The following is a 13,886-nucleotide window of genomic DNA, read 5'->3' as shown; positions in this document are numbered from 1 at the left end:
CGGTTGGCGTTTATCCCGGTTTTCAGGACCTTTCGACGACGTGAACAACAAGCCCTTCCTGCGTTTTCGCATTCTTGCCCTGGCCCTGGCGGTCAGCGCCGCCACTGCCAATGCATACGCCGAACAAGCTCCGGCGGCCATCCAGATCCAGGCCCAACCATTGGCCTCGGCCTTGAGCCAGCTCGGCCAGCAAACCCGCCTGCAACTGTTCTACAGCCCCGAGCTGGTGGCGGGCAAGCAGGCCCCTGCGGTGTCGGGCGAGCTGGCGCCGGAACAGGCCCTGCAGCAATTGTTGCAGGGCAGCGGGCTGACGTATGAGATGTCCCAGGATACCGTGGTGGTCAAGCCGGCCCCGGTCGCCGGTACGCTCACCACCGGCAGCCTGGAGCTGGCGCCCACCGATATCAAGGTGGTGGGCGACTGGCTGGGCGATGCCGAGCAGAGCGTGGTGCAAAACCACCCTGGCGCGCGCACCGTGGTGCGTCGTGAGGCCATGGTGGAGAAGGGCGCGATGAACGTGCGCGACGTGTTGCGTGGCATCCCCGGCGTGCAGGTGCAGGACTCCAACGGCACCGGCGGCAGCGACCTGTCGCTCAACGTCGGTGTGCGGGGCCTGACCTCGCGCCTGTCGCCACGCTCGACCGTATTGATCGATGGTATCCCTGCAGCCTTCGCGCCCTATGGCCAGCCACAGCTGTCCATGGCGCCGATTTCCTCGGGCAACCTGGACAGCATCGACGTGGTGCGAGGCGCAGGCTCGGTGCGCTATGGCCCGCAGAACGTCGGCGGTGTGATCAACTTCGTCACCCGGGCGATCCCCGAGAAGGCCACCGGTGAATTGTCCACCACCCTGGAAACTTCCCAGCATGGTGGTTGGAAGCACACCGAGTCGGCCTTCGTCGGCGGCACCGCCGACAACGGCATGGGCGTGGCGCTGCTGTACACCGGCGTCAATGGCGATGGCTACCGCAGCAGCAACAACGACAACGATATCGACGATGTCATGCTCAAGACCCACTGGGCGCCTACCGACAGCGACGAGTTCTGGCTCAACTTCCATTACTACGATGGCCGCGCCGACATGCCCGGCGGGCTGACCCAGGCCCAGTTCGACCAGGACCCGTTCCAGTCGCTGCGTGACTACGACTATTTCAGCGGTCGACGCAAGGATGTGTCGTTCAAGTGGTTGCGCCAGATCGACGATGCCACCCAGTTCGAGGTGCTGACCTACTACACCGACAGCTTCCGCGGCAGCGCCATCGCCTCGCGGGACATGAAGACCCTGTCGACCTACCCGCGCAATTACCACACCTTCGCCATCGAGCCGCGGGTGTCGCGGATCTTCTTCGCCGGCCCCACCACCCAGGAAGTCAGCGTCGGCTACCGCTACCTGAAGGAAGCCATGCGCGAGCAGTCGACCCGCCTGGGGCTGGTCGACAACGTACCGACGCCGGTACCCGGCTCCGACGGCCATGTGTTCCAGGACCGCAGCGGTGGCACCGAGGCCAGCGCCTACTACATCGACGACAAGATCGATGTCGGCAACTGGACCATCACGCCGGGCATCCGCTTCGAGCATATCAATACCGACTGGCGCGATCGCCCGGTGATCGGTGCCAACGGCCGCCCGGTGGCGGAGAAGAAGCGCAGCATCACCAGCAACGAGCCGCTGCCGGCGCTGAGCGTGATGTACCACCTCTCCGATGCCTGGAAGCTGTTCGCCAACTACGAGACCTCTTTCGGCAGCCTGCAGTACTTCCAGCTCGGTCAGGGCGGGACCGGCAACAGCACGGCCAATGGCCTGGAGCCGGAAAAGGCCAAGACCTACGAGATCGGTACACGCTATGACAACGGCGACTGGGCCGGTGAGCTGACGGCGTTCTACATCGACTTCGACGACGAACTGCAGTACATCAGCAACGATGTGGGCTGGACCAACCTGGGCGCCACCAAGCACCAGGGCATCGAGGCTTCGGTGCGCTACGACCTGTCGGGCCTCGACCCGCGCCTGCAAGGGCTGTCGGCCAATGCCGGCTACACCTATACCCGTGCGACCTACGAGGGCGAGATCCCAGGCTTCAAGGGGCGCGACCTGCCGTTCTACTCGCGCCAGGTTGCCACCGCCGGCCTGCGCTACGAGATCAACCGCTGGACCTGGAACCTCGACGCCTATGCCCAATCGAAGCAGCGCGCGCCGGGAACCGGGATCAATTCCGATGGCAGCTTCAACGGCGACTACATCACCGAGCCGAGTGCCGACGGGCAATACGGCGACATCCCGGGCTACGTGACCTGGCATGTGCGGGGTGGTTACGACTTCGGGCCGCAGGCGTCGAACCTCAAAGTGGCCGCGGGCGTGAAGAACCTCTTCGACAAGCAGTACTACACCCGCTCCAGCGACAACAACGCCGGGCTCTATGTGGGCGAGCCGCGTACGTTCTATGTGCAGGCCAGTGTAGGGTTCTGATGTCGAGCGGGGCCGCTTTGCGGCCCTTTCGCGGCACAAGGCCGCTCCTTGTATCTACAGGCCTGCACGGCCCCTGACCGATCCCTGTGGGGGGGGGGCCGCGATTGGGCCAGCAGTGCCTGTCCAGGGCTGCCGCTCATTCGCCGGATTTTGGCCGGCGGCTCGACTTCAGGTATGATACTGCCCCTTTTTGATCCCCAGTCAGGCGATTTCCCATGACCAACCAGGCCGCCGAAGTCGCGAAGCGCCGCACTTTCGCAATCATTTCCCACCCCGACGCCGGTAAGACGACCATCACCGAGAAGCTCTTGCTGATGGGCAAGGCGATTGCCGTTGCCGGTACCGTGAAGTCGCGCAAGTCCGACCGCCACGCCACCTCCGACTGGATGGAAATGGAGAAGCAGCGCGGTATCTCCATCACCACCTCGGTGATGCAGTTCCCCTATCGCGAGCACATGATCAACCTGCTCGACACCCCCGGCCACGAGGACTTCTCCGAGGACACCTACCGCACCCTGACCGCGGTGGACTCGGCGCTGATGGTGCTCGACGGCGGTAAGGGCGTGGAGCCGCGCACCATCGCCCTGATGGACGTGTGCCGCCTGCGTGACACGCCCATCGTCAGCTTCATCAACAAACTCGACCGGGACATCCGCGACCCGATCGAACTGCTCGACGAGATCGAGGCGGTCCTGAAGATCAAGGCCGCGCCGATCACTTGGCCGATCGGTTGCTACCGCGACTTCAAGGGCGTGTACCACCTGACCGGCGACTACATCGTGGTCTACACCCCGGGCCACGGCCACGAGCGCACCGAAGCCAAGATCATCCAGAAGCTCGATTCCGACGAAGCTCGCGCGCACCTGGGCGACCAGTACGAGTCGTTCGTCGAGCAGCTGGAGCTGGTACAGGGCGCCTGCCATGAATTCAACCAGGAAGAGTTCATCAATGGCCAACTGACCCCGGTGTTCTTCGGTACCGCGCTTGGCAACTTCGGTGTCGACCATGTGCTCGATGCTGTCGTCGACTGGGCGCCGCGCCCGCTGGGCCGCGTCGCCCACGAGCGGACCGTCGAGCCCGTGGAAGAAAAATTCACCGGCTTCGTGTTCAAGATCCAGGCGAACATGGACCCCAAGCACCGCGACCGTATCGCCTTCATGCGCATCTGCTCGGGCAAGTACGAGAAGGGCATGAAGATGCGCCATGTGCGCCTGGGCAAGGACCTGCGCATCGGCGACGCCCTGACCTTCTTCTCCTCCGAGCGTGAACAGCTCGAGGAAGCCTATGCCGGCGATATCATCGGCCTGCACAACCACGGCACCATCCAGATCGGTGACACTTTCACCGAAGGCGAGGCGCTGGGCTTCACCGGCATTCCGCACTTCGCTCCGGAACTGTTCCGCCGCGTGCGCCTGAAGGACCCGCTCAAGTCCAAGCAGCTGCGCCAGGGCCTGCAGCAGCTGGCCGAGGAGGGGGCGACCCAGGTGTTCTTCCCCGAGCGCAGCAACGACATCATCCTCGGTGCGGTCGGTGTGCTGCAGTTCGATGTGGTCGCCAGCCGCCTGAAGGAAGAGTACAAGGTCGAGTGTGCCTACGAGCCGATCACCGTCTGGTCGGCACGCTGGATCAGCTGCGACGACAAGAAGAAGCTCGAGGAATTCCAGAACAAGGCCATGGAGAACCTGGCCATCGACGGTGGCGGTCACCTGACCTACCTGGCCCCGACCCGGGTCAACCTGTCGCTGATGGAAGAGCGCTGGCCGGATGTGACCTTCCGCGCTACCCGCGAGCATCATTGATTGCAGGGGAGGGCATTGCCCTCCATTCGCGGCACAAGGCCGCTCCTACAGGAGACCGCATGCCCTTGTAGGAGCGGCCTTGTGCCGCGAATGGGCCGCAAAGCGGCCCCTTCTGATTCAATTCCCCGCTTTGATACTGGTCCAGATCCGCGTCCTGATCCGGTCGATCTTCGCCGGCATCGCCTCCAGGGCATAGAGCTTGCCCAGCACCTCGTCACTGGGGTAGATCATGCCGTTGGCCTTGAGCTGCGGGGCCACCAAGGCGTCAGCCTTGAGGTTGCCATTGGCATATTGCACATGGTCGCTGATCGCGGCCATCACCTCTGGCTGCAGCAGGTAGTTCATGTAGGCATAGCCGGCTTTCTCGTCTGGCGCATCGGCCGGCATGGCCACCATGTCGAACCACAGCGGTGCACCTTCCTTGGGTATCGAATAGCCCACCTTCACCCCGTTCTGTGCCTCTTCGGCCCGGTTCTTCGCCTGCAGCACATCCCCCGAGAACCCCACCACCACGCACACATCGCCATTGGCCAGGTCGCCTGTGTACTTGGACGAATGGAAGTAGCTGATGTAGGGGCGTACCTGCATCAACAGCGCCTTGGCTTTGTCGTAGTCGGCCGGGTTGCGGCTGTGGTGCGGCAGGCCCAGGTAGTGCAGTGCGATCGGCAGCAGTTCGGGGCCGTTGTCGAGCACAGCGACGCCGCAGCTTTTGAGCTTGGCAATGTATTCGGGCTTGAAGATCAGGTCCCAGGAGTCGATCGGCGCGTTGTCGCCAAGCACGGCCTTGACCTTGTCGATGTTGTAGCCGATGCCGGTGCTGCCCCACAGGTATGGGAAGCCGTACTGGTTGCCCGGGTCGTTGACTTCCAGGGCCTTGAGCAGCACTGGGTTGAGGTTGTGCCAGTTGGGCAGCTGGCTTCTGTCGAGCTTCTTCAGCGCCTTGCCCTGGATCTGCCGGGCCATGAAATGGTTGGAGGGAAACACCACGTCGTAGCCGGAATTACCGGTCATCAACTTGCCGTCGAGGGTCTCGTTGCTGTCGAACACATCGTAGGTGGGGACGATGCCGGTGGCGTGCTGGAACTGCTTGAGCGTATCGGGGGCGATGTAGCTGGACCAGTTGTAGATCTTCACTGAGTCGGTGGCATTGGCCGCGCAGGCGGCGAGCATCAGGGGGGCGAGAAGAAGCGTGCGCATGTCCGGTATACCTTGCTTGGTTTGTTGTTATCGAAGGGCGACAGGCGAGTGGTGAATCAGAAAATCAGTACGTAGGTCTTGCGCACCGTCTCCTGGATGTCCCAGGTGCCGGTGCTGTTGGCCGGTAGCATCAGGGCGTCGCCAGCTTCGATGTGCAAAGGCTCGCCCCCATCGGGGGTGAAGGTGCAGCGGCCTTTGACGAAGTGGCAGAACTCCTGCTGCACGATCTGCCGACGCCAGCGTCCGGGTGTGCACTCCCAGATCCCGGTTTCGACGCCATCGTTGCGCTCGACGCAGGTCACCGAGGTGACCGCGACCGGTTCACCGAGCGGGGCGGCGACAGGGTTGCTGTGTGCCAGGGGGACGCTGGCGGTGTGTTTGAACTGGGTGATGCTCATACCGTGGATCCTGTGTGGCGGTTTTGGGAAATCAGCGCATGAAGCCTTCCATGAAGTCGGCAAGGGCGATGGCCAGGCGCCGTCTCCAGGGGGCGCTGCCGGGGTTGGCGAGGGTCTGGTCTTCGTGCACGAAGCTTTGGATGATCGCGTTGTAGCCCAGCCAGCGGCACGGCTCGGGGGGCCAGGTCGCCAGGCTCGACAGCGGGCGGTTGTCGTACACCCAGGGCTGTGCGGTGAGGGCGTTGTGCTGGTCGAGGATCAACGCCGCGAGGGTACGCCCGCCCAGGTTGGTGGCACCGACGCCTTCGCCGCCGTAGCCGCCGGCCAGGGCGATGCCACGCTGGCGGTCGCACAGCATGTGCGGGTGGAAGCGTCGGGCCATGCCCAGGTTGCCGCCCCACGAGTGGGTGATGCGCACGTCCTTGAGCTGCGGGAACAGCTCGCTGAACAGGTAGCGGCGCAGGGCGATCTCGGCATCGGTGAGGCTGAAGTCTTCCCGCAGTCGCCCGCCGAAGCGGTAGCCGCCACGGGCACCGAACACCAGGCGGTCGTCGGCGGTGCGCTGGCCATAGGTGACCTGGCGGCTGCTTTCGCTGAAAGCCTGGCCCTGGGCCAGGCCGATCCGGGCCCAGGTCGATAGGGGCAACGGTTCGGTCGCCACCAGCAGGCTTTGTACCGGTAGCTGGTGGCGGCCCAATGGGGGCAGGCTGGCGGCGTAGCCTTCCACCGCCGGCACCACCCAATGGCTGCGGATCGTGGCCTGTGGCGTGCGTACCTCACCGGGGCGCCAGTCGATGGCGGGGGTGTTCTCGTAGAGAGCAACGCCGAGGTTCTCCACCGTACGGGCCAGGCCCCGGACGAGCTTGGCTGGTTGGATGGTCGCGGTGTGTGGGCTGTAGATCGCGCCATAGGCGTTGCTCACCCGCAACTGGCCGTCGAGTTGTTCTGGGCCCAGCCAGCGGTAGTCGTCCTCGGTCATGCCTTGGCGGTAGAGATCGTCCAGGTAGGCGCGCTGGCTGCGCTCCTGTTCGGGGTAGCGGGCCGCGCAATACAGCACACCGCCCTTGCGATAGTCACAGTCGATGCCTTCGCGTTGCAGGATGCCGTGGACTTCATCGGGAATACCGTGCAGCAGCTCGATGCTGGCGCGGCGTTGTTGCGGCGAAAGGCTGGCGAGCATCCGGTCCTCGCCCAGCAGGTTGCCCATCAACCAGCCGCCGTTGCGCCCGGAGGCGCCGAAGCCTGCGATATGGGCGTCGATCACCGCGATGCTCAGGTGCGGCGCCTGGCGCTTGAGGTAGTAGGCCGTCCACAGCCCGGTGTAGCCGGCACCGATGATGCACACGTCCACCGTCAGGTCCTGGCCCAGGGCCGGTCGGGTGCAAGGGGGCTCGTCGAGCTGGTCCATCCAGAGGCTGATCGTGCGCCAGGGTAGCATGGTACTGCGGCTCCACATCCGTAAAGGTCTGTGGCGATCCTAGTGGGACGGGGCGATGGCTGTCTTACGTGCGTGCACGCAGGGAAATTTGCTTCACATAGGCCTTGGGCGACAGCCCTGTGTGTTCGCGAAAGCACTTGTAGAAGGCCGAGAGCGAGTTGAAGCCGGCGGCGAAGGCCAGGTCATCGACCGGCATGCGTGTACAGCTGTCGTCCAGGCTGGCCAGCAGGTGCTGCAGGCGTGCCTGGTTGACGTAGCGGTAGAAGCTTTGCCCCAGCACCTGGTTGAGCAGGTAGGAGATCTGGTTGCGGCTGTAGCCGCTGGCCTCGGCGACCTGCTGCAGGTCCAGTTCCGGGTCGAGATAGGGGCGCTGGCGCTGGAAGTAATGCTCCAGGTCCTGGGCCATGGTGGACAGCTGGCGGGGCGACAGGCCAAGGCGGCTGGTGGCCGGTCGTGGGCTGCTGCGGTCGCTGCCCTTGGCGTTGCGGCGTACCAGGGTGGCGTATTCGTTGATGCGCCAGATCAGCCCGTCCTTAACGGTGATCGCTTCGCTGGACTGGAACGCCACCAGCCCGTCGCCGCCCTGGACCGTGACCTGGTACTGGATGAAAGCCGTGCAGCCGTCCACGCGGATACGGTCGCTGTGGACGATGTCCTCGCCGGCGGCATGGGGCAGGCTGGCGCGCACATAGTCGCGCAGCTCATCGAAGCCGAGTACGCGGTTCTGGAAGAAGTCGTGGTACTGGATGTCGGGATGATAGAGCGCCATGACGCCGTCGAGGTCGCGGTGCTTCCAACACAGGTGGTAGCGCAGCACGGTATCGGCGGTGAGCGGCGTTTGCTCGGGGGTGTCGGGGAGGGTCATGGCGGGATAGTGCCCTGGCCGGGCGTGGGTGACAAGGCCAGGGCAGACGCTGCCGGTGCCAGCGCTATCGCGGGTGTAGGAGCGGCCTTGCGCCGCCAAAGGGCTGCAAAGCAGCCCCAGTTATCCAGGGGTTAAAGGAACTGCTCGGCATAATGGCATGCCACCTGCCGTGTACCCACCTGGCGCAGTGCCGGCACTTCCTTGGTACAGCGCTCGGTGGCATAGGGGCAGCGTTTGTGGAAGGCGCAGCCATCCGGTGGGTTGAGCGGGTTGGGCAGTTCACCGGCGATGCGGATCTTCGGTTTGAGCGGGTCCGGGTGGATGGCCGGGGTCGCCGACAGCAAGGCCTGGGTGTACGGGTGCAGGGGCTTTTCGTAGATGTCCTCCTTCGGGCCCATCTCCGCGGGGCGGCCCAGGTACATCACCAACACCTGGTCGGCTACATGGCGCACCACTGCGAGGTTGTGGGAGATGAACACGTAGGCGGTGTTGAACTCCTTCTGCAGGTCCATGAACAGGTTCAGCACCTGGGCTTGGATCGACACGTCCAGGGCCGAGGTCGGCTCGTCGGCTACCAGCACTTTCGGCTGCAGCATCATCGCCCGGGCCAGGGCGATGCGCTGGCGCTGGCCGCCGGAGAACATGTGCGGGTAGCGCTGGTAGTGCTCGGGACGCAGGCCGACCTGCTCCATCATCTTCTGCACCTTCTCACGGCGCTCGGCCTTGCCCAGGGCGGTGTTGATCAGCAGTGGCTCGGCCAACTGGTCGCCGATCTTCTGGCGCGGGTTGAGCGAGGCATAGGGGCTCTGGAAGACCATCTGCACGTCGCGGCGCAGCTGCTTGCGCTCGGCCTTGCTGGCCCCCTTCACTTCGGTGCCAGCGATCTGCAGGGAGCCGGAGGACGGCTCCTCGATCAGGGTGAGCGCGCGGGCCAGGGTCGACTTGCCACAGCCGGACTCGCCGACCACGGCCAGCGTCTTGCCGGCCTCCAGCTCGAACGACACCCCATTGAGTGCGCGCACCAGCGCATGGCCCTTGAACAGGCCGCGGGAGACTTCGTAGTGACGGGTCAGTTCACGGGCGGATAGGACGACGGTCATCACGCCACCTCCTGGTTCAGCGGATAGAAGCAACGCACCAGGCTGTGTGCCTGGGGATCGAGGGGCGGACGCTGCTGGCGGCAGTTTTCCTGCACGTAGGGGCAGCGCGGTGACAGCAGGCAGCCTTTGGGCCGGTCGTAGCGACCGGGGACGATGCCGGGCAGGGTGGCCAGGCGTTCGGCGCCGATGCTGTGCTCGGGGATGGCCGCCAGCAAGGCTTCGCTGTAGGGATGGGCGGGGATGTCGAACAGTTCCGGTACCTGGCCCACTTCCACCGCCTGCCCTGCGTACATCACGCAGACCCGCCTGGCCGTCTCGGCGACCACGGCCAGGTCGTGGGTGATGAGAATGAGCGCCATGTTGCGCTCCTTCTGCAAGTTCACCAGCAGCTCCATGATCTGCGCCTGGATGGTCACGTCCAGGGCGGTGGTCGGCTCGTCGGCGATCAGCAGCTTGGGTTCGCCGGCGATGGCCATGGCGATCGCCACGCGCTGGCTCATGCCGCCGGAAAGCTGGTGGGGGTAGGCGTCCAGGCGGCTTTCGGCGGCCGGGATCTCGACCTTCTTGAGCAGCTCCAGGGCACGCTGGCGGGCAGCCTTGCCCTTGAGCCCGAGGTGCTGGCGCAGCACTTCCTCGATCTGGTAGCCCACGGTGTAGCTGGGGTTCAGGGCGGTCATCGGGTCCTGGAAGACCATGGCGATGTCCTTGCCCACCACTTTGCGACGTTGCCGGCCGCTGAGCTTGAGCATATCGGTGCCGTCGAAGTTGAGCACGTCGGCGGTGATGCGCCCGGGGGCGTCGATCAGGCCCATCAGGGCCATCATGGTGACCGACTTGCCGGAGCCGGACTCGCCGACGATGGCGAGAATCTCGCCGGCCTCCACGGTAAGGTCCAGGCCGTCCACCACGGGCACGGCGTTGGCGTCGCCGAAGCGCACGTTCAGGTTGTTGATCTGCAACAGTGACATGGCGTTCTCCTCAGGCGGCGTTCTTGAGTTTCGGGTCCAGCGCATCACGCAGCCCGTCGCCCATCAGGTTGATCGCCAGCACGCTGAGCAGGATGGTCAGGCCCGGTAGGCTGACCACCCACCAGGCGCGTTCGATGTAGTCGCGGGCCGAGGCCAGCATGGTGCCCCACTCGGGGGTGGGCGGCTGGACGCCAAGGCCCAGGAAGCCCAGGGCGGCGGCGTCGAGGATCGCCGAGGAGAAGCTCAGGGTGGCCTGGACGATCAGCGGAGCCATGCAGTTGGGCAGCACGGTGACGAACATCAGGCGTGGCAGGCCGGCGCCGGCCAGGCGCGCGGCGGTGACGTAGTCGCGGTTCAGCTCGCCCATCACCGCGGCGCGGGTCAGGCGCACGTAGGACGGCAGCGAGACGATGGCGATGGCGATCACAGTATTGATCAGGCCAGGGCCGAGGATGGCGACGATGGCGACGGCCAGCAGCAGCGAGGGCAGGGCCAGCATCACGTCCATCAGGCGCATGATCGACGGGCCGAGGATCTGCGGGGAGAACCCGGCCAGCAGGCCCAGCAGGATGCCGGGGATCAGCGACATCACCACCGACGACAGGCCGATCAGCAGTGACAGCCGGGCGCCCTGGATCAACCGCGAGAGCAGGTCGCGGCCCAGCTCGTCGGTGCCGAGGATGAACTGCCAGGTGCCGCCTTCGAGCCAGACCGGCGGGGTCAGCAGGAAGTCGCGGTACTGCTCGCTCGGGTTGTGCGGCGCGACCCACGGGGCGAACACGGCGCAGAACACCACCAGGCACATGAAGGCCAGGCCCGCGACGGCGCCTTTGTTGCGTGAGAAGGCCTGCCAGAACTCCTTGTAGGGGGAGGGGTAGAGCAGGCTCTGGTCCACCGGGCTTGCCGGGGTGACGGATTTTGGAATCGAGCTAGTCATGGCTTGGGCCTCAGCGCTGATGACGGATGCGTGGGTTGGCCAGGCCGTAGAGGATGTCCACGACGAAGTTGACCAGGATCACCAGGCAGGCGATCAACAGGATGCCGTTCTGGACCACGGGGTAGTCACGGGCACCGATGGCTTCGATCAGCCACTTGCCGATGCCCGGCCAGGAAAAGATGGTCTCGGTGAGCACAGCGCCGGCGAGCAGGGTGCCGACCTGCAGGCCGAACACGGTCAGCACCGGGATCAGCGCATTGCGCAGGCCATGGATGAACACCACGCGCGAAGGCGACAGGCCCTTGGCCCGGGCGGTACGGATGTAGTCCTCGCGCAGCACCTCGAGCATCGAGGAGCGGGTCATGCGGGCGATCACCGCCAGCGGGATGGTACCCAGTACGATGGCCGGCAGGATCAGGTGCATGACCGCGTCCTTGAACGCGCCTTCCTCTTCGCTGAGCAGGGTGTCGATGAGCATGAAGCCGGTCTTGGGCTCGATGTCGTAGAGCAGGTCGATGCGCCCGGAGACGGGCGTCCAGCCCAGGCTCACGGAGAAGAACATGATCAGGATCAGGCCCCACCAGAAGATCGGCATGGAATAGCCGGCCAGGGAAATACCCATGACCCCATGGTCGAACAGCGAACCTCGCTTGAGCGCGGCGATCACCCCGGCCAGCAGGCCGACGACGCCGGCGAACAGCAGGGCGGCGAAGGCCAGCTCCAGGGTGGCGGGGAACAGGGTGAGGAACTCGTTCCACACGCTCTCGCGGGTGCGCAACGACTCGCCCAGGTCACCCTGGGCGAGCTTGCCGATGTAGTCCAGGTACTGGACCGGCAGTGGCTTGTTCAGGCCCAGGCGCTCCATGGCCTGGGCGTGCATCTCGGGGTCGACCCTGCGTTCGCCCATCATCACTTCCACCGGGTCGCCGGGGATCAGGCGTATGAGCGCGAAGGTCAGCAAGGTGATGCCGAAGAAGGTCGGAATCAGCAGGCCCAGGCGCCGGGCAATAAAACTCAACATCGTCGGGTGTACCTCATCAGCCGGTCAGGCGGTGCCGCCGGGGCCCTCGTGGGGCGCCGGCGGTCGTTGTTGTTCTACTTCACCTTGGTGGTGGCGAAGTTGTTGTTGGTCAGCGGGTTGATCACGTAGCCCTCCACGTTGTCACGCAGGGCGGTAAACGTCTTCGGGTGGGCCATATTGATCCAGGGTTGGTCGTCATCGTACACCTTCATGGCCTCGGCATAGACCCAGCCACGCTCTTCGTCGCTGCTGATGGTGCGCGCGCGGGTAATCAGTTCCTGGAACTTCTCGTTGCACCAACGGGCATAGTTCTCGCCGTTCTTCGCCGCCTCGCAGCTGAGCAGGGGGCCGAGGAAGTTGTCTGGGTCGCCGTTGTCGCTGGCCCATCCGGTGGAGACCATGTCGGCCTCGCCGGCTTTGGCGCGTCGCAGCATCTCGGCCCACTCCATCACCCGGATATCGAGCTTGATGCCGATCTGGGCCAGGTCCGCCTGCAGCATCTCGGCGGAGAGCCGCGGGTTGGGGTTGGTCGGCCCGCCGCCGTTGCGGGTGAAGAGGGTCATCACGGTGCCTTCCGGTACACCGGCCTCCTTCAACAGCGCCCGGGCTTTGTCGAGGTCGCGCGGCGGGTTCTGGATCATCACGTTGTTGCCCAGCATGGTATGCGGGTATGGATTGACTGCCTCGGTCGCGTTGCCCTTGCCGAACAGTTGGTCGATATGGTGCTGGCGATCGAGCGCCATGTTGATCGCCTTGCGTACGCGAACATCGCTCAGGTACTTGTGTTGGGTGTTCATGGCGATGTAGCTGGTCACCAACGAATCGATCTCGGCGACCTTGAGCGTTGGTTCGGCCTTGATCGCCGGCACGTCGTCCGGCTTGGGATACAGGGCGATCTGGCATTCGTTGGCGCGCAGTTTCTGCAGGCGCACGTTGCTGTCTGTGGCAATGGCGAAGATCAGGGCATCGGCTGGGGGCTTGCCACGGAAGTAGTCCGGGTTGGGCTTGTAGCGAACCTGGGCGTCCTTGTTGTAGCGCTGGAAGATGAACGGCCCGGTGCCTACCGGCTTGCTGTTCAACTCGCCGGTCTTGCCGGCCTTGAGCAACTGGTCGCCATATTCGGCGGAGTAGATCGAAGTGAAGGCCATGGCCATGTCGCGCAGGAAGGGCGCTTCCGGTCGGGTCAGGGTGATCACCACGGTGTGGTCGTCGGTTTTTTCCACCGACTTGAGCAGGTCCTTGAAGGCCATGCTCTCGAAGTAGGGGAAGCCGACGCTGGTCTTGTCGTGCCAGGGGTGGTTCGGGTCCAGCTGGCGGTTCAGGCTCCACAGCACGTCATCGGCGTTGAAGTCGCGGGTCGGCGTGAAGTAGGGCGTGGTATGGAACTTGACGCCTTTGCGCAGGTGGAAGGTGTAGACCCGCCCATCCGGGCTGATGTCCCAGCGTTCGGCCAGGGCTGGCTGGATCTCGGTGGTGCCGGGCCTGAAGTCGACCAGGCGGTTGAAGATCGTCTCGGCCGCGGCATCGGCGGTGACCGCGGTGGTGTACTGGACGATGTCGAAGCCTTCCGGGCTGGCCTCGGTGCATACCACCAGCGGCTTGGCCGCAAGGTGAGTCGCGGCGCCGAGGATGACGGCCGCCAGGGCGGCACGTAGCGGTAGCGATGTCATGGAACCTCCCTGCAAATTGTTCCAGC

11 protein-coding genes are annotated in these 13,886 nt (G+C 64.8%); 2 read left to right on the top strand and 9 right to left on the bottom strand.

Going from position 1 to position 13,886, the window contains the following annotated elements:
- The first annotated feature begins 40 nt into the window (after window positions 1-40).
- Together AC1MHZ_RS05810 and AC1MHZ_RS05805 are read left to right on the top strand one after the other, a co-directional pair.
- Window positions 41-2,467 carry a TonB-dependent siderophore receptor gene (locus tag AC1MHZ_RS05810; protein ID WP_482966124.1) on the top strand — a complete coding sequence of 809 codons (2,427 nt, stop codon included), beginning with the start codon at window positions 41-43 and terminating at the stop codon, window positions 2,465-2,467.
- Between the two features lie 215 nt (window positions 2,468-2,682).
- Window positions 2,683-4,266 (top strand): peptide chain release factor 3, encoded by a 1,584-nt coding sequence (locus tag AC1MHZ_RS05805; RefSeq protein ID WP_084854574.1) that lies wholly within the window; start codon window positions 2,683-2,685, stop codon window positions 4,264-4,266.
- 117 nt (window positions 4,267-4,383) lie between these two features.
- On the opposite strand, the gene AC1MHZ_RS05800 is transcribed toward AC1MHZ_RS05805, so the two are convergent.
- From AC1MHZ_RS05800 to AC1MHZ_RS05760, 9 genes are all read right to left on the bottom strand, one after another.
- A complete protein-coding gene (locus AC1MHZ_RS05800; RefSeq protein WP_084854573.1) occupies window positions 4,384-5,463 on the bottom strand; it encodes a polyamine ABC transporter substrate-binding protein in 1,080 nt (359 codons plus the stop codon).
- A 56-nt stretch (window positions 5,464-5,519) separates the two neighbouring features.
- On the bottom strand, window positions 5,520-5,861 hold the full coding sequence (locus AC1MHZ_RS05795; protein WP_084854572.1) for a cupin domain-containing protein: 342 nt from the start codon (window positions 5,859-5,861) through the stop codon (window positions 5,520-5,522).
- Window positions 5,862-5,892: 31 nt separating this feature from the next.
- Complete coding sequence (locus AC1MHZ_RS05790) at window positions 5,893-7,299, bottom strand: NAD(P)/FAD-dependent oxidoreductase (protein WP_482966123.1); 1,407 nt, start codon at window positions 7,297-7,299, stop codon at window positions 5,893-5,895.
- Window positions 7,300-7,363: 64 nt separating this feature from the next.
- Window positions 7,364-8,164 carry an AraC family transcriptional regulator gene (locus tag AC1MHZ_RS05785; RefSeq protein WP_084854570.1) on the bottom strand — a complete coding sequence of 267 codons (801 nt, stop codon included), beginning with the start codon at window positions 8,162-8,164 and terminating at the stop codon, window positions 7,364-7,366.
- Between the two features lie 131 nt (window positions 8,165-8,295).
- Entirely contained in the window at window positions 8,296-9,264 is a 969-nt protein-coding gene (locus tag AC1MHZ_RS05780) for a peptide ABC transporter ATP-binding protein (RefSeq protein ID WP_084854569.1), read from the bottom strand.
- Window positions 9,264-10,232 carry an ABC transporter ATP-binding protein gene (locus tag AC1MHZ_RS05775; RefSeq protein WP_084854568.1) on the bottom strand — a complete coding sequence of 323 codons (969 nt, stop codon included), beginning with the start codon at window positions 10,230-10,232 and terminating at the stop codon, window positions 9,264-9,266. Before AC1MHZ_RS05775 ends, AC1MHZ_RS05780 begins: the two co-directional genes overlap by 1 nt.
- 10 nt (window positions 10,233-10,242) lie before the next feature.
- Window positions 10,243-11,169: an ABC transporter permease subunit gene (locus tag AC1MHZ_RS05770; RefSeq protein ID WP_482966122.1), complete on the bottom strand. Its 927-nt coding sequence runs from the start codon at window positions 11,167-11,169 to the stop codon at window positions 10,243-10,245.
- A gap of 10 nt (window positions 11,170-11,179) precedes the next feature.
- Window positions 11,180-12,190, bottom strand: coding sequence for an ABC transporter permease subunit (locus tag AC1MHZ_RS05765; RefSeq protein WP_084854566.1), 1,011 nt, complete (start codon window positions 12,188-12,190; stop codon window positions 11,180-11,182).
- Window positions 12,191-12,264: 74 nt separating this feature from the next.
- Window positions 12,265-13,860 (bottom strand): ABC transporter substrate-binding protein, encoded by a 1,596-nt coding sequence (locus AC1MHZ_RS05760; protein WP_324815851.1) that lies wholly within the window; start codon window positions 13,858-13,860, stop codon window positions 12,265-12,267.
- Window positions 13,861-13,886 lie beyond the last annotated feature (26 nt).

This window comes from Pseudomonas sp. FA-1 (genome assembly GCF_056856075.1).
This window is presented reverse-complemented; position numbering and strand designations above follow the sequence as displayed.

Bases quoted from the DNA above. Each gene is read 5' to 3' on its own strand.
- AC1MHZ_RS05805 (WP_084854574.1), top strand. From the start codon at position 2,683: ATGACCAACCAGGCCGCCGAAGTCGCGAAGCGCCGCACTTTCGCAATC.
- AC1MHZ_RS05800 (WP_084854573.1), bottom strand. From the start codon at position 5,463: ATGCGCACGCTTCTTCTCGCCCCCCTGATGCTCGCCGCCTGCGCGGCC.
- AC1MHZ_RS05795 (WP_084854572.1), bottom strand. From the start codon at position 5,861: ATGAGCATCACCCAGTTCAAACACACCGCCAGCGTCCCCCTGGCACAC.
- AC1MHZ_RS05790 (WP_482966123.1), bottom strand. From the start codon at position 7,299: ATGCTACCCTGGCGCACGATCAGCCTCTGGATGGACCAGCTCGACGAG.
- AC1MHZ_RS05785 (WP_084854570.1), bottom strand. From the start codon at position 8,164: ATGACCCTCCCCGACACCCCCGAGCAAACGCCGCTCACCGCCGATACC.
- AC1MHZ_RS05780 (WP_084854569.1), bottom strand. From the start codon at position 9,264: ATGACCGTCGTCCTATCCGCCCGTGAACTGACCCGTCACTACGAAGTC.
- AC1MHZ_RS05775 (WP_084854568.1), bottom strand. From the start codon at position 10,232: ATGTCACTGTTGCAGATCAACAACCTGAACGTGCGCTTCGGCGACGCC.
- AC1MHZ_RS05770 (WP_482966122.1), bottom strand. From the start codon at position 11,169: ATGACTAGCTCGATTCCAAAATCCGTCACCCCGGCAAGCCCGGTGGAC.
- AC1MHZ_RS05765 (WP_084854566.1), bottom strand. From the start codon at position 12,190: ATGTTGAGTTTTATTGCCCGGCGCCTGGGCCTGCTGATTCCGACCTTC.
- AC1MHZ_RS05760 (WP_324815851.1), bottom strand. From the start codon at position 13,860: ATGACATCGCTACCGCTACGTGCCGCCCTGGCGGCCGTCATCCTCGGC.